Below are 19,514 nucleotides of genomic sequence, written 5' to 3'. Positions count from 1 at the left end.
GGATACGACGCCGAAATTACCGCCCTATCAGTTTTTGCGCCATGCGATCGGCGACAACGTCGGACGATGCGCCGCTGCTGTCGCTTTCGGCCCAGATTTCCTCGAGACGGCCGGGGATCAGGGCGAGACGCTTGCGCACCTCGTTGATGTCGCACGGTTCGCCGTGGCAGCGGCACAGATATTCCATCGTCACGCTGATGATACCACCGGCATTGATGACGTAATCGGGCGCGTAAAGGATGCCCCGCTCGGCCAATTGCTCACCGTGATGCGCGCGGGCCAGCTGGTTGTTCGCCCCGCCGGCAACAATCGGGCAATCGAGCCGCGCGATCCCCTCGTCGTCCAGGATCGCGCCGAGCGCATTCGGGCTGAAGACGTCGCACGACGTGCTCATGATGGCATCAGCTGCCGCAACCTCTGCATCGAGTTCGATGGCCAGTTCGCGCGCCCGGTCTTCGTGAATATCCGACAGGGTAAGCCGCGCACCGTCCTGCGCCAGGAGCTTGGCGACACCGCCGCCGACACTGCCCGTACCCTGGATGGCGACATGGACGCCCTTCACGCTGTCCTTACCCAGCTTGTGACGTACGGCCGCCTTGATGCCGTGATAGATCCCCATGGCCGTGAACGGACCGGGATCGCCGCCCGCCCGGTCGCCTTCGGTCGGCAGGCCCGACACATGCTTCGTGCGCTGCGACACCGCGACCATGTCCTGTTCGCTGATGCCGACATCTTCGGCCGTCACGTACTGACCGCCCAGCGCGTCTACCGCATCGCCGAAAGCCGCCAGCAGTTCCGGGGTCTTCTGCTTGTCCTCGCCCGCCAGGATAACGGCCTTGCCGCCGCCCATCGGTAGGCCAGCCATGGCGTTCTTGTAGCTCATCCCCCGGGATAGGCGCAGCGCATCGCGCATCGCGTCCTTGGGTTCCGGGTAATGCCAGAACCGCGTACCGCCTGCGCCCGGCCCGAGATGGGTGGAATGCAGCGCGATGATCGCGGTGAGACCGCTTTTCTCGTCGCGAACGAGCTGAACCAGCTCGTGATCGTCGTAATCGGGTTCGGTCCAGAATGCGGTCATCAATCGGGGGTCCCTGAAAGGGGGAGAAATCGGACACAGATCGGGAAAAAATGGGGCGATCGAGGGGTCTCGAACCCCCGACCTCCGGTACCACAAACCGGCGCTCTAACCAACTGAGCTACGATCGCCACACGCCCCGAAAATGTCGTGCATCGGGGGCTGATACGCCCGTAGAGCGCCCCGTCAAGGGCGCTCTCTAGCGGGGGCGAGCCTGTTGCATAGCCGGACGCGAATGGGAAGCGAAAACTGCGCGAGGCGTTCTGAAACGCAAGATTGTTACCCCCTCTTGCGAGCGTCCCGACGCCGGTTAATGCTGACCTGCATGACAAGCCAAGACAGCGAATCTCCTTCAGTACGCATCCGGTCTTTCGCAGGCGTGCAGAAGGTGCCGACGCCCAAGGCCGAGATCTTCCAGTGCCGAGGATTCCTCGACCCCTCGCTCTGCCGAGAGATCGTGGATCTGATCGACCGCGAAAGGCGCCCCTCCACCCTCGCCGATACGAATGGAGACGAATATTTCCGCACCAGCGAGACCTGTGATCTCGACAGCGGCGATAGCGCCGTGCGTATGGTCGAATCGAAGCTCGATGCGCTGACCGGGATCGATCCCGCCTATGGCGAGCCGTTGCAGGGCCAGCGTTACGACGTGGGGCAGGAGTTCAAGCCGCACACCGATTTCTTCGCGCCCGACGGCGAGGATTACGACCGGTATTGCTCCGTTGCCGGTCAGCGCACCTGGACCTGCATGATCTACCTCAACGACGTCGAGGCCGGCGGCGCAACGCGGTTCCGCGAGCTGAAGAAGACATTCCAGCCCGAGGCGGGCAAGCTGCTCGCCTGGAACAACCGGACAACGGATGGCAGCGTCAACGAGGCGACGCTCCACCACGGCATGAAGGTTCGCAAGGGGCTGAAATACGTCCTGACGAAATGGTACCGCGAAAAACCGTGGGGCTGGGAATGAAAAAGGGCGGTCCCGCAGGACCGCCCTTCTCGAATGTCAGATGTTTCGCCGGGGCGATTACTTCTTGAGGCTGAGCCCTCCGAAGCGCTTGTTGAAGGCTGCAACGCGGCCCCCTTCCTGAAGCTGCTGCTTGCCGCCGGTCCAGGCCGGGTGGCTGGTCGGGTCGATGTCGAGCGCCAGAGTATCGCCTTCGCTGCCCCAGGTGGAGCGCGTCTGGAATTCGGTGCCATCGGTCATCTTGACCGTGATCATGTGGTAGTCGGGGTGTCCTTCGGCCTTCATGGCGTATCGTCCTTTAAGCTTGTGCCCGGTTCCGACCGGACGCGCTGTGTAGCAGGGAAGGCGCGCAGTTAGAGCGGCGCGCCCTATTTTGCAACCATCAAGTCGGGTCGGCGATCATCGCGGTGAACTCGGCCTCGGTCGTGACCTTGCCTTCCACGCTGGCCGAACCCTTGAACTTGCAGACACGGCTACTCTTGCGGGTGAACTCGACTTCGAGATCGAGCAGGCAGCCCGGCGTGACGGGCGAACGGAACTTGGCGTTCTCGATCGCCATGAACAGCACCAGCTTGCCCGATCCCGCCAGTTCGAACGTCTCGATCCCGAGGACGCCCGCGGCCTGCGCCAGTGCCTCGATCTGGAGGACGCCGGGCATGATGGGCTGGCCGGGGAAATGTCCCTGGAAGAAATCCTCGTTGAAGGAAACCGCCTTCACTGCGTGGATTTTCTCGCCCAGATCGATCGACTTGACCCGGTCGACCAGCAGCATGGGATAGCGATGCGGCAGAGCCGCCAACACCCGTCGGATGTCGTAGTCTTCAAAGCCACTCTTCGTGTCTTCACTCATCGCTGGTCCCCTGCCCCGTCGAACTGTCTTAACGGCCGGAAGGTGCTGCGGGCTGGGCCTGCTGCGCCTGCTGGGCAGCCTGCTGCTGAGCGACGCCGACGAGAATCTGCTGAACGGCCTGCTGCAGGGCCAGCGATTCCCGGCGCGGACGCCAGTTTGCAGGCGGGGTCGCCTGAACGGTCGGCAGGCGCTGGTCGAGCGCGGCGACGATATCGCTGGTCACGTCGACGCCCGAGGGAGCGTACTGGATCGCATCCTGGCTGAGCATGATTTGGATGCCCTTCGCCTGGACGACCTGCTGCTGCGCATTCTGGTAATCGGTCAGGAGCTGTTCGATCACATAGGTCTGGGCGAGGCCGATCGGCTGGCCGATCTGCGCGATCTGCTGTTCCTTCTGCTGGACCTGCGTCACCACGGCCTGTCCGGCCTGCAGCTCCGCATCCGAAATCTGGTTGTCGCCATTGGTGTCGAGGCTGCGCTGGAGTGTCTGCGTTTCCGTGCGGAGCGCCTGGATCTGCTGCAGCTGCGCGGCATAGGTCTGGGCGATCTGCTGATAGGCAGCCTGGCGCGCGGCAGAGCGGACGATGACCGCTTCCGGAACCGAGGTGGCGATACCATTGACCTGCGCGGTAGCAGGGACGGCAGCCAGCGTGGCCGTGGCGATGCCGGCAGCGGCCAGCGTCTTGGCGGTTTTGGCAAAGATTTTCATTAGAACTGGGTTCCTACATTGAATGAGAGTGTTTTCGTATCGTCGCCCGGCTGTTTCTTCAGCACCTTGGCAAAGTCGATCCGGAACGGACCGAAGGGCGAGTTCCAATTGACGCCGATGCCGACCGAGATACGCGGTGCGGCGGAATCGCCCAGGAACACTTCTTGGAAGGGGGCAATCGTCTGGTTGAGCGGCTGGTTCGGCGTACCGTTTTCCTGCACCGCATCGAGGGTTGGGAGGCCTTCAGGGCCGACGAACAGCGGGTTTCCATCGCCATCCGTCTGCTGGAAGGAAAGGCCGCCCGGGAAGGGAGACTGGGTTAGGACGGGCTCCGTCACATTGAACAGGGCGCCGACATCCATGAAGATCGAGGGCCGCAAGCCGAGCTCGCGAACGCCCGAGCCGAGCGGAATTTCCAGCTCTGCACGGCCGAGGTAATAGGCGTTGCCGCCGATCGGATCGTCTCGAACCGTATTAGGGTCCGTTATGATGAGAGGATTGCCTTCACCATCATCGACAATTGGTTGACGCAATACGCGGGGACCCACACCGCGAATGTCAAAACCACGGATTTGTGGTTCGCCAAGGAAGAATCGGTCAGTCAGGAAAACGTCGTCTACCCCTTCTCCGGGCCGATCTCGAAGCCCCTTGATATAGCCGCCTTCTGCCGAAAGCGAGAAGATGAAGCCGTTGAAAACGCTCCAATATTTCGCAGCATTTCCCCGGATTCTGGCATATTCGACAGAACCGCCGAGCCCGGCATATTCACCTGTAACGCTAATGCGTTCGCCGCGGGTCGGACGGAACCGGCTGTTGAGCGAGTTGTAGTTGAGCGTGAGGCCAGCAATTGAGCTAGTCCTTTCGCCGATAGAGTCGCAAAGAAACCTTCCGGCTTGGAGTGGATCACAAGTCCGAATCCCATCGCCGTCGATATCCGAGAAATAAATATCTTCATCAAGCGTGATGTTATCATAATTTAGCGTGTAGCTACCAATCAGCGACATGTATTCTGTTAAAGGCACGCCGAGTCGCAAAGCACCGCCCGTAGTTGTCTGCTCGAAAGTATTTCTGTCCCTATTCCGCGGATCGAAACTGCTGAAATCGCGGCGATAGAGATCGACACCGGCCGAGATGTTGCGGTCGAAAACGTAAGGCTCGGTGAAGTTCACACCGAACGACCGCGAGAACCGAGACCAGTTGACCGATGCGCCGACCGTCTGGCCGCGGCCGCGGAAGTTACGCTCGCGGATGGAGGCCGACAGCAGGAAGCTCTCGATGGAGGAGAAACCGGCCGAAAGCTGCAATTCGCCCGTCGGCTGGTCTTCGACATTCGCTTCGAGGACGATCCGGTCCGGCGCGGAACCTTCCTTCTGCTCGATCTCGAAGTTTTCCTGGAAGAAGCCCAGCGAATTGATGCGGTTGGTGGACCGCGCGACCTGCAGCGAGTTGAAGGCATCGCCTTCATTGATGCGCATTTCGCGGCGGATCACCTTGTCCTGCGTCAGCGTGTTGCCGTTGATGTCGACCCGCTCGACATAGACGCGCGGCGCTTCGCTGATGAGGAAGGTGACGTCCATCGTCTTGCTGTCGCGGTTGCGGGAGAACTGCGGCTGGACGTCGGCAAAGGCATAGCCGAACGTGCCGGCCAGCTCGCTCAGCTGCTCCACCGTGTCCTCGACCAGCTTGGCGTTGTAGCCGTCGCCGGTTTTCATCGGCAGGTTGGCGCTCAGCCCTTCGCTGGAGAAATCGCGGAGCTGGCTTTCGACCTCGACATCGCCGAAATCGTATTTCTCGCCCTCTTCGACCACGTAGGTGATGATGAAGTCGCGCTTGTCCGGCGTCAGTTCGGCCACGGCAGACACGACGCGGAAATCCACATAGCCTTCCGTCAGGTAGAATTCGCGCAGCTTCTGCTGGTCGAATGCGAGACGGTCGGGATCGTAGCTGGTGTTGGACGACAGGAAGCTGGTGAGGCGCGCCTGCTTGGTCACCATCTCGCCGCGCAGGGTTCCGTCGGAAAACACCTCGTTGCCGATGATGTTGATCTGGCGAACCTTGGACTTGGGCCCTTCGCTGATCTCGAACACGAGATCGACGCGGTTCTGGCTCAGTTCGACGACCTTGGGCTCGACCGTCGCGGCGAAGCGGCCCTGGCGCTTGTAAAGCTCGATGATGCGGGCAACGTCGGCGCGGGTTTTCGAACGGGTGAAGATCTGGCGCGGGGCCAGCTTGATCTCGGGCAGGATCTTGTCGTTGTCGAGCCGGTCGTTCCCTTCCAGGATGATCCGGTTGATCACCGGGTTCTCGACCACGGTGATAATCACGTTCCCGCGCTCGTTGCGGATCGAGAAGTCGGAAAACAGCTCGGTGTCTGCCAGTTCCTTCAGCGTCTGGTCGCCCAGGGCCGCGGTATAGGTCTGGCCCGGGCGGATGGAGATATAGGACAGGATCGTCTGCGGTTCGAGACGCTGGGCGCCCGACACGGCGATCGTCTGGATGACGTCTGCCTGCGCCTGAACCGGCGCCGCCCCGCCCTGCGCTTCGGGACCGGCCTGGCCCGTCGGCAGTGCCGCTTCCTGTCCGGTGTCCTGCGCCATTGCGGCAGCCGGCAGGCCGGTCAGAATGGTTCCGGTGAGGAGAGCAAGCGCGAAAGTGCTCTTGGAGTGCGAAGCCTTCGCGCTACGCATCTGTGTGCCGTTCATTTCGGAAGATGTCCCGTCCATAAATTTCCGGTCCGGCCCCGGGTCCATCGAAAGCTCGGGATCGGCACCGGCGGTGAATGCGCCGCCAATGCCCGATGCACGCCGTGCTTTCAAGGAGTGAGGACCGATTCCGACCCGCCTTTCATACCGCCTGTCCCGCCTGCCACCCGAAGAGTGTCGTCACCCGAACAGTGACAGAGAGGCCAGGTCGTTGATCGTCACGAACAGCATCAGCATCAGCACGAGGGCCATGCCGGTGCGGTACGCAACTTCCATCCCACGCGGGCCGACCGGCTTACGACGGACTGCTTCAGCCGCGTAGAAAGCCAGGTGCCCGCCGTCGAGTGCCGGGATTGGCAGGAGGTTAATGAATGCCAAGTTAAGCGAAATGAGCGCTGCGAAATTGGCGAAGGCCAGCCAGCCCAGGCTGAGTTGCTCGCCCGAATATTTCGCGATCTTGATCGGTCCGCCCAGTTCCTGAACGGATCGGTCCCCGGTCAGTATCTGCACGATTCCGGTGACCATCATGTCCACCAGGCCGACCGTCTGGTCCCACCCGATGGAAAGCGATTGCAACGGTCCCACAGGCGTTACGTCAGGCGAACCGGAGGCGACACCCAGCCGCCCGATCCGTGATTCATTTCCGAAGCGATCCGTTTCGACGACGCTGGCAATGGTCACGGGGATCACCGACTGCCGCCCGTCGCGATCGACGGTCAACTCGACCTGCTCGTCTGGATACATCAGGACCCTGCTGCCGATTTCCTGGAAGGTCGGCGTCGGTTCGCCATCGATGGCGACGATGCGGTCGCCGACTTCCAGCCCGGCTTCCCGCGCGACCGACGTTTCCGCGAATCCTCCGATCGTGTTCGTCGCCTCGACCTTGCCGAACGCCATGGCGAAGCACGCAAAGATGGCCAGCGTCACGATCAGATTGGTCGCCGGACCCGCAAAGACGATCAGCGCCCGTTTCCAGAGCGCGGCATACTGGAAGGCTCCCTCCCGCTCGGCCGGGTCCAGCGCGGCAGCGGCCTCGGCATCGGGAATGCTGGCGGGGTTCATGTCCCCCTTGAACTGGACATACCCGCCCAGCGGCAAGGCGGACAGTTTCCAGCGCGTGCCGTGCCTGTCGGTGCGGCCCCACAGCTCCTTGCCGAACCCGATGGAAAACGCCTCCGCCTGCACGCCGAACCAGCGACCTACGAGGTAATGACCCAGTTCGTGCACGGTGATCAGCGGCCCCAGCAAGAGCAGGAAACCGGCGATCCACATCCAGAACGGGGTCGATTCGAACATCAGGCAGTCTCTATCATGGATGCCGCCACGGCGCGGGCCTCTTCATCGACGCAGAGTACCTCGTCGAGCGATCGGGGCGCTGGCTGCGCAAATCTGTTCAGTGCGTCTTCCACCAATACCGCAATCCGCGTGAACCCTATCTTACCGTCGAGGAAAGCCGCCACGGCCACTTCGTTCGCAGCGTTCAGCACGCCGGGAGCGGCCCCGCCTGCTTCCGCAGCCTCGCGGGCAAGCCGCGTGGCAGGGAAGCGCTGCTCGTCCGGATGCTCGAAGGTCAGCGAACCGATGGCAGGCAAGTCCAGCGGTTCGCAGCCGGTCTCCATCCTCTCCGGCCAGGCGAGGCACGAGGCAATCGGCACCTTCATGTCGGATGGCCCCAACTGCGCCAGCGTGGAGCCGTCGCGGTATTCGACCATCGAATGAATGACGCTCTGCGGATGGACGACGATCCTGATCCGGTCGAGCCCGACGGGGAAGAGGTGGTGCGCCTCGATCAGCTCCAGCCCCTTGTTGAACATGGTGGCGCTATCGACGCTGATCTTGGCCCCCATGTCCCAGTTCGGGTGGGCAATGGCCTGCTGGGGCGTGGCCTTTGCCAGTTCGGCTGGCGACCACGTGCGAAGCGGGCCACCGCTGGCAGTCAGGGTAATCCAGCGGACGTCCTCGACCGTCCCGCCCTGCAGGCACTGGAAGATCGCATTGTGCTCCGAATCGACGGGCAGCAGGGTCGCTCCGGTGCGCTCGACCGCAGCGGTCATGACTTCGCCTGCGGATACAAGCGCTTCCTTGTTTGCGAGGGCCACCGAATTGCCCTGCTCGATCGCCGCCATCACCGGGCCCAGCCCAGCGCAGCCGACAATGGCCGCAACGCTCATGTCGGCCGGGTGGGTTGCGGCCTCGCAAAGGGCGTCCCGGCCACCCGCCGCCTCGATAGAGCTGCCCGACAACGCGTCGCGCAGGGCCGGCAAGTGGGACTCGTCCGCGACAACCGCCAGCTCTGCCTCGAATTCCTGCGCCAGTGCGGCGAGTTCCGCAGCGCTGGAATTGGCAGTCAGGACCTTCACATCCCACGCATCGCGATCCTGCCGGACGAGATCGAGCGTCGAAGATCCGACCGAGCCGGTTGCGCCGAAGATGGACAGGCTGCGGGTCATATCAGGTGAATGTCGTGCTGATGAAACCGACGATCAGCGCCACCGGCAAAAGTCCGTCGACGCGGTCGAACACACCGCCATGTCCGGGAATGAGTTTGGAGCTGTCTTTCATCCCGGCCCTGCGCTTGAGCCAGCTTTGCGCGAAATCACCGGCCTGCGCGGTCACCGCCAGGATGGCTCCGACCATTGCCGCGCCCAGCGCGTCGTCCCAAGCGACATCGACCAGTTCGCCCCAGGTTTTGTAACCGCCGGTATAGTGGAATGCAGTGACCATCAGGATCAGGAAGATCGCCGCGAACAGCATTCCGCCCATTAGCCCCGCCCAAGTTTTCGACGGACTGATCGACGGAGCAATCTTCGGGCCGCCGATGGTGCGTCCCATCGCATAGGCGCCGACATCGGTCGAAATCACGACGCCGATAGCCGCGAGGAGGTAATAGGAATCGAGATCCGCCAGCACGATCCCGGCCAGCGCGATCAGGACGGTCCCGGCCAATATCCCTGCAACGCGCGTTACCGGCTGGTTCGTCGCGCGCAGTACGAGCCGGGCGAATTCCGCAATCGTCAGGAAGGTCACGACGTAAACGAACATGTCGAACCAAACATCGCCGGCAGCGAATGCAGCCAGCAGCACGGCCATCATCACCACGGCCGATACGAACCGCACGCCGAGATCGCTTTTGCGGGCTTTCCCGCCGCCTGAAATTTCAGCGCCCGCCATAACGCCGTTCTCTCCCCCCGAAATCTTCGAGCGCCTGTCGCAAATGCTCGGGCGTGAAGTCAGGCCACAGCGTATCGACAAACAGCATCTCGGCATAGGCCGATTGCCACAGCAGGAAATTCGACAGGCGCACTTCGCCGCTGGTGCGGATCAGCAGGTCGAGCGGGGGTAGCTGTGCCGTATCCAGATGGGCGGCGATGCCTTCCTCCGTCACCTCGCCCTGCGCTGCCGCCTTTGCCGCAGCGCGAACGATTTCCTGCTGCGCGCCGTAGTTCAGCGCCACGGCCAGGGTCCGCGATCCGCCGGACGTCTTTTCCAGCGCATCCTTGAGCATGGCGACGATATCGGGTGCAAGCCCTTGCCAGTCACCGATAATATGCAGGCGCACATCGTTGGCGATGAATTCAGGCAGGTCCGATTTGATGAACTTGCGCATCAGGTTCATCAGGTCGTCGACCTCTCCTTCGGGCCGTTTCCAGTTTTCCGAGCTGAAGGCGTAGAGCGTCAGGCATTCGAGGCCCATGTCCTCGACACTGCGGACGAGCGCGCGCACGGCCTCGACGCCGCGCCGGTGCCCCATGACGCGGGGCAGCCCCTTCGCCTTCGCCCAGCGACCATTCCCGTCCATGATGATGGCGACATGCCGCGCCGCCGCGCAATCCTGTGGCTGATCGCCGGACATGCTGACCCCGTTCCCGACCCGTTACTGGGCCAGGATTTCCTTTTCCTTGGCTGCGGCAGCCTCGTCCGCTTTCGCAACGTAGGTATCGGTCAGTTTCTGGACCTCGTCTTCCGACCGCTTGCGATCGTCTTCCGAGATTTCCTTCGCCTTCTCGTCGTCCTTCAGCGCTTCCATGCCGTCACGCCGTACGTTGCGGATCGCGATCTTCGCCTTTTCCGCATACTCGCCCGCCAGCTTGGCCAGTTCCTTGCGCCGCTCTTCCGTAAGGTCGGGCATTGGAAGGCGAATGGTCTGGCCATCGGTCATGGGATTGAGGCCGAGATTGGCCTTGGCAATCCCCTTCTCCACCGCGCTGACATTCGACTTGTCCCAGACCTGCACGGCCAGCATACGCGGCTCCGGCGCATTGACCGTCGCGACCTGGCTCAGCGGCATCATGGAGCCGTAGACTTCGCACACCACGGGATCGAGCAGGCTGGTATTGGCACGGCCCGTCCGAAGACCGCTCAGGTCGCCCTTCAGGCTTTCCACGGCGCCCTGCATCCGGCGTTCGATATCTGCTTTGTCAAACTTGGCCATCGGGCCCTCTCCTTATTGGTCGGTGACGATCGTCTGTACGCCTTCGCCATCAAGGACGCGGGCCAGATTGCCCTCTTCCCGGATGGAGAACACGACGATCGGAATCTGGTTGTCACGGCAAAGCGCCACGGCAGAGGCGTCCATCACCTTCAGGTTGTCCGCCAGCACCCTGTCGTAACCGACGATATCGAAACGCTTTGCCCCGGCATTCTTTTTGGGATCGCTGTCATAGACGCCGTCGACGCTGGTCCCTTTCAGTAGGGCATCGCAGCGCATCTCGGCCGCACGCAGGGCAGCCCCGCTGTCGGTCGTGAAATAGGGCGCGCCGACACCCGCAGCGAAGATGACGATCCGCCCCTTCTCGAGGTGACGCTCTGCCCGCCTCCGGATGACCGGTTCGCAAACCTGGTCCATCTGGATTGCAGACTGGACACGCGTCGGCACGCCGAGCTGCTCAAGAGCGTTCTGCATCGCCAGGGCATTCATGACGGTGGCCAGCATGCCCATGTAATCGGCCTGCGCCCGGTCCATGCCCTGCGCTGCGCCAGCCATGCCGCGGAAGATATTGCCGCCGCCGATGACCAGGCAGATTTCCAGCCCGGTGTCGCGCGCCGCCTTCACTTCCTGCGCCAGCTCGGCGACGAAAGCCGGATCGATGCCAAACTCGTTCTTGCCCATCAGCACCTCGCCGGAAAGCTTCAGGAGGACGCGTTTCATCTTGGGAAGGGACATGGCAACTCGCTAATCGGGGTTTGCGCGGCCTTATAGCCGTTCCATCGCCGTGCCAAGGGGAGCAGGCTCTTGAACGCCGTTTCCGTCACGGCCGGAAAGACTTCACGGGTAGAAGGCAGGCCGGCCGGGAACCGGCGTCGTTTGCGCGCAAGAAAAACGGCCGCCGAACCGAAGTCCGACGGCCGTTTTTCAATGGTCGGTGGCTGGATCAGCCCTTGAGGGTCGCTGCGACTTCCGCGGCGAAATCCTCTTCCTTCTTCTCGATGCCTTCGCCGAGCTGGAAGCGGACATAGTCCTTCAGCGCGATTGTCGTGCCGGCATCCTTGCCCGCATTTGCCACGACGTCTGCGATCGGCGTCTTGTTGTCGATCACGAACAGCTGCGAAAGAAGCGCGTTTTCCTTGGCGAACTTCTTGATCGCACCGTCGACCATCTTTTCCTGCACGTTTTCCGGCTTGCCGCTTTCGGCTGCTTTTTCCTGTGCAATGGCGCGTTCGCGGGCGATGACGTCGGCATCGAGGCCGTCAGCGTCGAGCGCCTGCGGGAATGCTGCGGCGATGTGCATGGCCAGCTGCTTGCCCAGCGGTTCCAGCACGTCTGCACCGGCATCGCTTTCCAGCGCGACGAGCACGCCGATCTTGCCGAGGTTCGGCGCGGCAGCGTTGTGCACATAGGGGATGACCATGCCCTTGGACACCGTCACACTCTTCATGCGGCGGATCTGCTGGTTTTCACCGATCGTGGCGACATTATCGGTCAACTTGTCGGAAACGGTACCGCCATCGGGATAATCCATGCCCTTCAGCGCTTCGACATCGTCATTGTCGGCAGCCAGCGCGGTCTGCGTCGTCTTGCGAACGAAGTCCTGGAACTTGTCGTTCTTCGCAACGAAGTCGGTCTCGGAGTTTACTTCGACGGCGACGCCCTTAGTGCCCTCGACGGCCACGCCGACGAGACCTTCGGCAGCAGTGCGGCTGGACTTCTTCTGTGCTGCAGCCAGGCCCTTTGCGCGCAGCGCATCGACGGCAGCTTCGATGTCGCCACCGGTTTCGGTCAGCGCCTTCTTGGCGTCCATCATGCCCGCGCCTGTTTTCTCGCGCAGGGTTTTTACATCGGCGATGGTGAAATCGGCCATGTCGTCAATTCCTCGAATTCTCGATTGGGAAAATATGGCAGCGGGGCCGCATCACGCAGCCCCGCCCCCGCTTGTCTGGGTCAGATAGGAAGCCGCCCCTAGGCGGCAACCCGGTGCCGGATCAGGCAGCAGCTTCGGCCGGCGGATTTTCCATCTCGCCTGCATTCTTGCCCTGAGCCTGGTTACGGCCTGCAGCCGCCGCTTCGCCGAATGCTTCGGTGTAGAGACGCACGGCGCGTGCAGCGTCGTCGTTGCCAGGAACCGGGAACGAGATGCCGCTGGGATCGACATTGGTGTCGAGGATGCCGACGACGGGGATACCCAGCACGTTGGCTTCCTTGATGGCGAGGTCTTCCTTGTTGGCGTCGACCACGATCATCACGTCGGGGATGCCGCCCATGTCGCGGATGCCGCCGAGGGAGAGTTCCAGCTTGTCACGCTCACGCGTCAGCTGGAGGACTTCCTTCTTGGTCAGGCCGGAAATCTCGCCGCCCAGCTGCTCGTCGAGCGACTTGAGACGCTTGATCGACTGGCTGATGGTCTTCCAGTTGGTCAGCATGCCGCCGAGCCAGCGATGGTTGACGAAGTGCTGGCCGCTCATGCGGGCTGCCTCGGCCATCGGCTCCTGCGCCTGGCGCTTGGTGCCGACGAACAGGACCTTGCCGCCCGAAGCGGCGGTGGAGGCCACGAAGTCGAGCGCGCGCGCCATCAGGGGCACGGTCTGCGACAGGTCGATGATGTGAACACCGTTGCGGGCGCCGAAGATATACGGCTTCATCCGCGGGTTCCAGCGGTGGGTCTGGTGGCCGAAATGTGCGCCGGCCTCGATCAGTTGCTGCATCGTGACGGTAGGTGCCGCCATAGTATAATTCCTTTCCGGTTGTGCCTCTGGAAAGCGAGTGACCCGCGCGGAGATCCCGCGAGACGAGCACCGGTATGAAGTGCTTTCCATGTGGATTTTCCCGGCCCTGCCACACGCCGAAAAGGGCACGTGGTTCGGCTGGGATGGCGCCCCATAGCGCCGCAGAAGCCGAAAATCCAGCATCATTTCATCGCGGGTGAATAGCGTCCTGGCCCGAAAACCACTTGACAGGCCGGAACAAATCAAGAACAACGGCGCAATCGAGGGAACGGATACAGGTTGGTGAAAGTTTCCCTCATTATCTGCACAGGTTTTCCACAGGCCTGTGCCCTTGGATCGAGAGCTGATTATGATCGTCACCGTCGCCCTTTTCGCCCTGTTCACTGTCGCACTTGGTGCAGGCATGCTCGTGCTCGCCGACACGTTGATACGCGGGCGCAATGCATACAGGGTGATCAAGGGTGCTGCGACGGCCCGGCCGTCGGCACAGGCGTGTGCAGTTATTCGTCCGGCGCGGCGGCTGGAGTGTCAGCCGGCCCTGCAGATGAAACTTGCCGCTTGATCCGCGCATATTTCATCCACGCATAAGGCATCAGCAAGAGGTATCCGGCGCAGATCGCCGCTAGCGTCCACCACGGTTCGACCAGCAATGCGGCAAACAGGATGCCGACAAACAGTATGAGTTCCAGCCTCACATTGCGACGCGGCCGGATCGACATCCAGCTGAGCGTGGCCGTGTTCGAGATCATCAGGAACGCGATCACCACCATCCATGGGCCGACGATCCAGGGGTCGCGCATCCAATCCCATCCCCCGGCGAGCCAGAGGTAGATCGGCAGGAACGCCAGACCCGCCCCAACCGGCGCGGGAATGCCCGTCAGAAAGCCTGCCGACTTGTGCGGCTGGTCGTCGACATCGATCTGCGCATTGAACCGCGCAAGGCGGAGAGCACAAGCCACGGCGAACGCAAGAGAAGCGAACCAGCCGAGATTGGGCACGGCCTGAAGCGACCACAAATAGAGGATAATCGCCGGCGCCATGCCGAAGGACAGCGAGTCGGCGAGACTGTCGAGTTCCGCCCCGAACCGTGATTGCGCCTTCAAGAGCCGTGCGACCCGGCCATCCATACCATCGAGCACCCCTGCAAGGACGATTGCCAGCACCGCCTCGGGCCAGTTGCCCGTGACGGCGAATCGAATGCCGGTCAGGCCGGAACACAGCGCGGCTGCGGTGATGGCATTCGGCAGCACGGCGCGCAGACGAAGACCGCCGCCATCGCGGCCGATCGGAACCTCAGCCTCGGTCGCCTTGGGCCCCATGCGATTGTGCAGCGGCTTGCTCATTGCGTAATGGCCTTTCGAATAATCACTGCGCCACGCCTTCCAGCTCGGGCGCCTGCCCGATGCGGGCGAGCACCGTTTCCCCGGCCACGACCTTCTGGCCCATGATCACCTGCGGCTCCGTTCCGGCTGGCAGGTATATGTCCACGCGGCTGCCGAACCGGATCAATCCGACTCGCTGCCCGGCGGCCAGGGTATCGCCCTGTTTGACGAAGGGAACGATGCGGCGTGCGACAAGGCCTGCGATCTGCGTGAAACCGACCGTGATGCCGTCAGGGCGCCGGACGAGGAAATGCTGCCGCTCGTTTTCCTCGCTCGCCTTGTCGAGATCGGCGTTGATGAACTTGCCCGGTACATAGACCAGGCGCGCGATCATCCCGGCAATCGGGGTGCGGTTGATATGCACGTCGAACACCGACATGAAGATGGAGACGCGCGTCATGGGCTGTGCCGGCAGACCGGGCGTTCCATCGGGATCGGCTCCCTGCATGTCGAGGGGCGGTTCCACTATGCGGATCAGCGATACGGTCCCATCGGCGGGCGACACAATGGCGGAATCGTCCTGCAGGACGACGCGTTCCGGATCGCGGAAGAACGCCAGGACACCGATCGAGAGGAAGGCGAGCGGCCAGGCGATGGTTTCCCACGCGAGGAACGCCGCCAGCAGCGACAGGCCTGCAACCACTACGCCGTATTTGCGACCTTCCGGGTGGATTGCCGGCCATTCCCAGCCCGCATCTCCGCGCCCTTTGTTATCAAGCAAATCACCAGACATGCCTGGCGTCTACGACCCGTGCCCTGCCCTCACAAGCAAAACCGGACCGCTATCCTCAGCCCAGTACCGGCACGAAGCCATCCCGCGCCGCGGGAGTCAGACCTTGCGGACGAACACCGTCCCGGCCGAATATCCTGCGCCGAAGCTGCAAATCAGGCCGGTATCGCCCGCTTCCAGATCGCCGTTATGCTTGTGGAAAGCGATGATCGAGCCGGCGCTGGACGTATTGCCATAGGTGTCGAGAACAGTCGGGCTCTCTTCATCGCTGGCCTCGTGCCCAAGGACACGTTGCGCAATCAGCCGGTTCATTCCCGAATTCGCCTGGTGAAGCCAGAGGCGCCGCAGACCCTGGCTATCGATAGACAGCCGCTCTGCCTCTTCGAGGATCATCGTGGCGACCATCGGCACCACTTCCTTGAACACCTTGCGCCCCTCCTGCACGAACAGCTTGTCGGCCGCGTCGGCGGTGTCCGGGTGGGCTCGGTTGAGGAAACCGAAATTGTTGCGGATATTGTTGGAAAACACGGTCTTGAGGCGCGTTCCCAAAATTTCCCAATGCGTTTCCGGCGCGAGGGATGCGTCTTCCACCAGAACGGCGGTGGCGACATCCCCGAAGATGAAATGGCTGTCACGGTCGCGCCAGTTCAGGTGGCCGGAGGTGATTTCGGGGCTGACCACGAGCACGCTGCGGGCATTACCCGCACGGATGTAATCGGCCGCCGTCTGGATGCCGAACGTCGCGGAGGAACACGCGACATTCATGTCGAAGCCGAACCCGTCGATGCCCAGCGCCTGCTGGATCTCGATGGCCATTGCCGGATAGGGACGCTCCATGTTGGAAGCCGCGCACAGGACAGCGTCGATATCCTTCGCGTCCCTGCCCGCGCTCTCCATTGCCCGCTTTGCCGCGGCAACGCCGATTTCGGCCATCAGCGACAGTTCGTCGTTCGACCGCTCCGGCCATTTCGGGCTCATCACATCGGGATCGAGGACCGGCTCCTTAGACATGACATGTCGCGCCTTGATCCCGCTCGCCTTCTCGATGAACTCGGTCGAGCTGGGCTGGAGCGCCTCGACCTCGCCGGCAGCGATTTCATCGGCAAACCTGGCGTTGTGGCGCGAGACGAACTCGTTGAAACTGGCGACCAGTTCTTCGTTCGTGATGCTTTCCTGCGGCGTGAAGAGACCGGTCGCAGAGATTACGGGCTTGTATGTCATGCTCATGCGGCGACCGTTAATCTCGGCAGGCCATCGTCACAAGAGTGCAATAGTTCGCCGAACCACCGTCCCGAAAAGCCGCCGGCCGCCTGCACGGGAGTGCAGACGGCCGCCAGCCTGGTCGTGTCTGAAGATCAGAACCGGGTGCGGACAGCCACCCCGTAGGTACGCGGCTGCAAGGAGAAAGCACTGCGGGAATTGCCTGCGCCCGTTCCGCGGAGCGTCGTGTTGAACGTCACGCCGCGCGTCACTTCATCCGTCAGATTGTTGACGAAGAACTCGATCTGGAACGCATCGTCGATGGTGCCCACGCCTGCGCGCAGGTTCACGAAGGCCTTCCCGTCCTGCACATCCGCGATGATCAGCGGCGCCGCATCGATCGCGGCCTGGCCCAGAGCATCGAAATCCGCCTGGCTCGGCGGAACGATGGCCTGCGTGGACGTACGCTGGTCGCTTTCCATCCGGACCTGCCCTGCGAGGAAGAAGTCCAGATTGTTCGTCAGGTCGCGCTCATACGTTGCCCCGAGGACCGCCACGAGGTTGGGCGCATTCGTCAGGTCGTTCCCGCACAGCGAATTCACGATCACGCGCGGATCGCCCGCGGCACAGTCGTCGGGGTAACGCGCGTTCAGGGCAGTCAGGCCGCCCGTCACCGTCAGGTAGTCCGACGCCCGGATGAACGTTTCCACCTCGACCCCCGTCGTTTTTGCCAGGGGTACGTTGAAGGTCTGGAACGCGGTGCCGGTGAACTCCAGGACCTGGAAATTGCTGAACTCCTCGTGGAAGGCAGCGATGTTCAACGTGACCGCATTATCGAGCAGGCGGCTCTTGATACCGACTTCGTAGGCATCGACTTCCTCCGACAGGAAGGTCGGATCGGCGCCCGCAACGGCGGCCGTCGTATCGAGATTGATCCCGCCCGATTTGTAGCCGTGCGTGAAGCTGGCATACATGTTTACGGGGTCGGCGAACGCATATCCGATCTTGGCCGTGTAGATCAGTTCCTCGTCGTTGAAGTTCGCATCGAAGGTCTGGACCAGCGGCAGGAAGCCCGCCGCCGGCAGATCGGCAGGAGCGGCAAAGCCGAAACAGCCGAGGCCAACCAGCGCAGGGACCACGGCGGCAGGCGCACCGCCCAGGATCGCGTTTACCGAGGCAGGGCATATCTGGTTGTTGGTGGCGATCTGTTCGAAGCCGCCTTCCTTGTCTTCCCACGAATACCGGGCGCCCAGCGTCAGCTCCAGCCCCTCGGTCAGCTCGAAGGAGTTGTGGGTGAAGATCGAATAGCTCTGCGCGCTCTGGTCGAAGGCGTTCGTCGTTACCGTTCCTGCGGGGTCCACGCCGGTGAACAGGGTCAGCGGGTTCGGACCGAATGCGCCGCCGAAGAAGGCCGCGCCCACGTTCTCGCCGTAATCCTCGCCCAGCATGAACGTGGCCTGCGTGTTGATCTGTTCGTCGGAATAATATCCGCCGATCATGTAGTTCAGGCGTCCGCCGGCCCCCTCGCCCTGCAGCCGCATTTCGGCGGTCCACGTCTCGATATCGGTGAACAGCGGATCGACGTTGAAGATGTCGAGCGCGGTGAAATCGCTATCATAGCGCTCGAAGGAATCGAACTTGCGATACGAGCCGATGAGGATCAGGTCCGCCGCCGAACTGATCGGGAATTCCAGCTCGCCAGTCACGCCGTAGTTCTCGACATCGGCTTCCGGTGCGAAGTTGAGCGACACGGTCCGGTTGTCCAGCGCCTGCTCGAAGCCGGATTGATCGAAAGGCGTGAGCGCGACCGAAGGCTGCCCGTTGCCTGCATTGGCCGGCAGGCCGATGGCGGCATAAGCGCCTGCGGTCACCGCTGATGCCTGGTAGAGCTCGATTGCGCCGCAGCAACTGTTGGTGCTTTTCGCGTAATCGGCGATCAGACGGCCCGAAATGCCGCTCTCGGATTCGAAGCCGAGTTGCGCCCGGACCAGGTACTGGTCGACATTGTTGGTATCGTCGTAAACGTTACCCGCGCCGTCGACCACGTCGAGAAAGCCGTCGCGTTCGCGGTATGCCCCGGTCAGGCGGAAAGCGAGCGTGTCCTGCACGATCGGTACGTTGACCGCGCCCTGCACGCTGATCTCGTCGAAATTGCCGTAGGATGCGTTGGCGAAGCCGCCGAATTCGCTGAGGTCCGGACTGTTTGTAGTGATGTTGAGCGCACCGGCGGACGTATTGCGCCCGAACAGCGTGCCCTGCGGCCCGCGAAGAACCTCGACCCGTTCGATATCGACGAACTCGCTCAGCGCGACGCCGGGCCGCGACTGATACGCCCCGTCGATGAAGATGCCGACCGCGCTTTCGAAGCCGATATTGTTGGAGGTCGTGCCGACGCCGCGAATGCGAAGGACGACCGACCCGGAGGCGATCTGCGCCGTACTGCTGGAGAAACTGGGCGCGACCTGCGTCACCTCGGTAATATTATCGACGCCCTGCCGGTCGAGTGTCTGTGCATCGACGGCGGTAACGGCAATCTGCACATCCTGCACATCCTGCGCGCGGCGGTTCGCGGTAACGACAATGACATCGCGTTCGAGGCGCGGATCGGCCGCCGGGGCCTCCGCATCCTGCGCCATCGCTGGAGCTGCGGCCATTGCACAGGCAAGCGCGGCCGTGCCCGACATGAGAACATGCTTCATAGATTTCCTCTCCATCATGCCGGGTTTCTCCCGGCTTTTTTT

At 62.5% G+C, this 19,514-nt stretch carries 18 protein-coding genes and 1 tRNA gene; 1 reads left to right on the top strand and 18 read right to left on the bottom strand.

Features of this window, described 5'->3' with window-relative positions; genetic code table 11:
- Positions 1-16: 16 nt before the first annotated feature.
- The gene (locus tag PF049_06975; GenBank protein ID WBY15365.1) at positions 17-1,078 is read right to left on the bottom strand and encodes an amino acid dehydrogenase; all 1,062 of its coding nucleotides are present in this window, start codon (positions 1,076-1,078) and stop codon (positions 17-19) included.
- A 51-nt stretch (positions 1,079-1,129) separates the two neighbouring features.
- Positions 1,130-1,206, bottom strand: a tRNA-His gene (locus PF049_06970).
- Between the two features lie 194 nt (positions 1,207-1,400).
- Between PF049_06970 and PF049_06965 the strand changes: the two genes are divergently transcribed.
- Positions 1,401-2,042, top strand: coding sequence for a 2OG-Fe(II) oxygenase (locus tag PF049_06965; GenBank protein ID WBY15364.1), 642 nt, complete (start codon positions 1,401-1,403; stop codon positions 2,040-2,042).
- A 57-nt stretch (positions 2,043-2,099) separates the two neighbouring features.
- On the opposite strand, the gene rpmE is transcribed toward PF049_06965, so the two are convergent.
- From rpmE to PF049_06885, 16 genes are all read right to left on the bottom strand, one after another.
- Entirely contained in the window at positions 2,100-2,324 is a 225-nt protein-coding gene (rpmE, locus tag PF049_06960; protein ID WBY15363.1) for a 50S ribosomal protein L31, read from the bottom strand.
- A 97-nt stretch (positions 2,325-2,421) separates the two neighbouring features.
- Positions 2,422-2,889 carry a 3-hydroxyacyl-ACP dehydratase FabZ gene (gene fabZ, locus PF049_06955; protein ID WBY15362.1) on the bottom strand — a complete coding sequence of 156 codons (468 nt, stop codon included), beginning with the start codon at positions 2,887-2,889 and terminating at the stop codon, positions 2,422-2,424.
- A 28-nt stretch (positions 2,890-2,917) separates the two neighbouring features.
- The gene (locus tag PF049_06950; GenBank protein WBY15361.1) at positions 2,918-3,598 is read right to left on the bottom strand and encodes an OmpH family outer membrane protein; all 681 of its coding nucleotides are present in this window, start codon (positions 3,596-3,598) and stop codon (positions 2,918-2,920) included.
- Positions 3,598-6,285: an outer membrane protein assembly factor BamA gene (gene bamA, locus PF049_06945; protein WBY17872.1), complete on the bottom strand. Its 2,688-nt coding sequence runs from the start codon at positions 6,283-6,285 to the stop codon at positions 3,598-3,600. The genes PF049_06950 and bamA overlap by 1 nt, the downstream gene beginning before the upstream one ends.
- Positions 6,286-6,480: 195 nt before the next feature.
- Positions 6,481-7,596 (bottom strand): RIP metalloprotease RseP, encoded by a 1,116-nt coding sequence (gene rseP / locus PF049_06940; protein WBY15360.1) that lies wholly within the window; start codon positions 7,594-7,596, stop codon positions 6,481-6,483.
- Positions 7,596-8,750 (bottom strand): 1-deoxy-D-xylulose-5-phosphate reductoisomerase, encoded by a 1,155-nt coding sequence (gene dxr / locus PF049_06935; protein WBY15359.1) that lies wholly within the window; start codon positions 8,748-8,750, stop codon positions 7,596-7,598. The genes rseP and dxr overlap by 1 nt, the downstream gene beginning before the upstream one ends.
- 1 nt (position 8,751) lies before the next feature.
- Positions 8,752-9,471 (bottom strand): phosphatidate cytidylyltransferase, encoded by a 720-nt coding sequence (locus PF049_06930; GenBank protein ID WBY15358.1) that lies wholly within the window; start codon positions 9,469-9,471, stop codon positions 8,752-8,754.
- On the bottom strand, positions 9,458-10,153 hold the full coding sequence (uppS, locus tag PF049_06925) for a polyprenyl diphosphate synthase (protein WBY15357.1): 696 nt from the start codon (positions 10,151-10,153) through the stop codon (positions 9,458-9,460). The genes PF049_06930 and uppS overlap by 14 nt, the downstream gene beginning before the upstream one ends.
- 21 nt (positions 10,154-10,174) lie before the next feature.
- The gene (gene frr / locus PF049_06920; GenBank protein ID WBY15356.1) at positions 10,175-10,732 is read right to left on the bottom strand and encodes a ribosome recycling factor; all 558 of its coding nucleotides are present in this window, start codon (positions 10,730-10,732) and stop codon (positions 10,175-10,177) included.
- A 12-nt stretch (positions 10,733-10,744) separates the two neighbouring features.
- The gene (gene pyrH, locus PF049_06915; GenBank protein ID WBY15355.1) at positions 10,745-11,464 is read right to left on the bottom strand and encodes a UMP kinase; all 720 of its coding nucleotides are present in this window, start codon (positions 11,462-11,464) and stop codon (positions 10,745-10,747) included.
- A gap of 208 nt (positions 11,465-11,672) precedes the next feature.
- Positions 11,673-12,599 carry a translation elongation factor Ts gene (gene tsf, locus PF049_06910; protein ID WBY15354.1) on the bottom strand — a complete coding sequence of 309 codons (927 nt, stop codon included), beginning with the start codon at positions 12,597-12,599 and terminating at the stop codon, positions 11,673-11,675.
- A gap of 121 nt (positions 12,600-12,720) precedes the next feature.
- Entirely contained in the window at positions 12,721-13,461 is a 741-nt protein-coding gene (gene rpsB, locus PF049_06905; protein ID WBY15353.1) for a 30S ribosomal protein S2, read from the bottom strand.
- Between the two features lie 500 nt (positions 13,462-13,961).
- The gene (locus tag PF049_06900; GenBank protein WBY17871.1) at positions 13,962-14,780 is read right to left on the bottom strand and encodes a phosphatidylcholine/phosphatidylserine synthase; all 819 of its coding nucleotides are present in this window, start codon (positions 14,778-14,780) and stop codon (positions 13,962-13,964) included.
- Between the two features lie 46 nt (positions 14,781-14,826).
- The gene (locus PF049_06895) at positions 14,827-15,576 is read right to left on the bottom strand and encodes a phosphatidylserine decarboxylase (protein WBY15352.1); all 750 of its coding nucleotides are present in this window, start codon (positions 15,574-15,576) and stop codon (positions 14,827-14,829) included.
- A gap of 96 nt (positions 15,577-15,672) precedes the next feature.
- Positions 15,673-16,800 carry a beta-ketoacyl-ACP synthase III gene (locus PF049_06890; GenBank protein WBY15351.1) on the bottom strand — a complete coding sequence of 376 codons (1,128 nt, stop codon included), beginning with the start codon at positions 16,798-16,800 and terminating at the stop codon, positions 15,673-15,675.
- Positions 16,801-16,928: 128 nt separating this feature from the next.
- A complete protein-coding gene (locus tag PF049_06885; GenBank protein ID WBY15350.1) occupies positions 16,929-19,472 on the bottom strand; it encodes a TonB-dependent receptor in 2,544 nt (847 codons plus the stop codon).
- Positions 19,473-19,514 lie beyond the last annotated feature (42 nt).

It is taken from the genome of Erythrobacteraceae bacterium WH01K (genome assembly GCA_027941995.1).
In the GTDB taxonomy this organism is placed as follows: Bacteria; Pseudomonadota; Alphaproteobacteria; order Sphingomonadales; family Sphingomonadaceae; genus CAJXSN01.
Note: the sequence above shows the minus strand (reverse complement) of the source record. Positions and strands in the feature narration are given on the sequence as shown.

What these genes read in the sequence shown, in the direction of transcription:
- dxr (WBY15359.1), bottom strand. Translation starts at nt 8,750, where the DNA reads ATGACCCGCAGCCTGTCCATCTTCGGCGCAACCGGCTCGGTCGGATCT.
- PF049_06900 (WBY17871.1), bottom strand. Translation starts at nt 14,780, where the DNA reads ATGGGGCCCAAGGCGACCGAGGCTGAGGTTCCGATCGGCCGCGATGGC.
- PF049_06950 (WBY15361.1), bottom strand. Translation starts at nt 3,598, where the DNA reads ATGAAAATCTTTGCCAAAACCGCCAAGACGCTGGCCGCTGCCGGCATC.
- fabZ (WBY15362.1), bottom strand. Translation starts at nt 2,889, where the DNA reads ATGAGTGAAGACACGAAGAGTGGCTTTGAAGACTACGACATCCGACGG.
- uppS (WBY15357.1), bottom strand. Translation starts at nt 10,153, where the DNA reads ATGTCCGGCGATCAGCCACAGGATTGCGCGGCGGCGCGGCATGTCGCC.
- bamA (WBY17872.1), bottom strand. Translation starts at nt 6,285, where the DNA reads ATGCGTAGCGCGAAGGCTTCGCACTCCAAGAGCACTTTCGCGCTTGCT.
- frr (WBY15356.1), bottom strand. Translation starts at nt 10,732, where the DNA reads ATGGCCAAGTTTGACAAAGCAGATATCGAACGCCGGATGCAGGGCGCC.
- PF049_06965 (WBY15364.1), top strand. Translation starts at nt 1,401, where the DNA reads ATGACAAGCCAAGACAGCGAATCTCCTTCAGTACGCATCCGGTCTTTC.
- PF049_06895 (WBY15352.1), bottom strand. Translation starts at nt 15,576, where the DNA reads ATGTCTGGTGATTTGCTTGATAACAAAGGGCGCGGAGATGCGGGCTGG.
- tsf (WBY15354.1), bottom strand. Translation starts at nt 12,599, where the DNA reads ATGGCCGATTTCACCATCGCCGATGTAAAAACCCTGCGCGAGAAAACA.
- pyrH (WBY15355.1), bottom strand. Translation starts at nt 11,464, where the DNA reads ATGTCCCTTCCCAAGATGAAACGCGTCCTCCTGAAGCTTTCCGGCGAG.
- PF049_06885 (WBY15350.1), bottom strand. Translation starts at nt 19,472, where the DNA reads ATGAAGCATGTTCTCATGTCGGGCACGGCCGCGCTTGCCTGTGCAATG.
- rpmE (WBY15363.1), bottom strand. Translation starts at nt 2,324, where the DNA reads ATGAAGGCCGAAGGACACCCCGACTACCACATGATCACGGTCAAGATG.
- PF049_06975 (WBY15365.1), bottom strand. Translation starts at nt 1,078, where the DNA reads ATGACCGCATTCTGGACCGAACCCGATTACGACGATCACGAGCTGGTT.
- PF049_06930 (WBY15358.1), bottom strand. Translation starts at nt 9,471, where the DNA reads ATGGCGGGCGCTGAAATTTCAGGCGGCGGGAAAGCCCGCAAAAGCGAT.
- rpsB (WBY15353.1), bottom strand. Translation starts at nt 13,461, where the DNA reads ATGGCGGCACCTACCGTCACGATGCAGCAACTGATCGAGGCCGGCGCA.
- PF049_06890 (WBY15351.1), bottom strand. Translation starts at nt 16,800, where the DNA reads ATGAGCATGACATACAAGCCCGTAATCTCTGCGACCGGTCTCTTCACG.
- rseP (WBY15360.1), bottom strand. Translation starts at nt 7,596, where the DNA reads ATGTTCGAATCGACCCCGTTCTGGATGTGGATCGCCGGTTTCCTGCTC.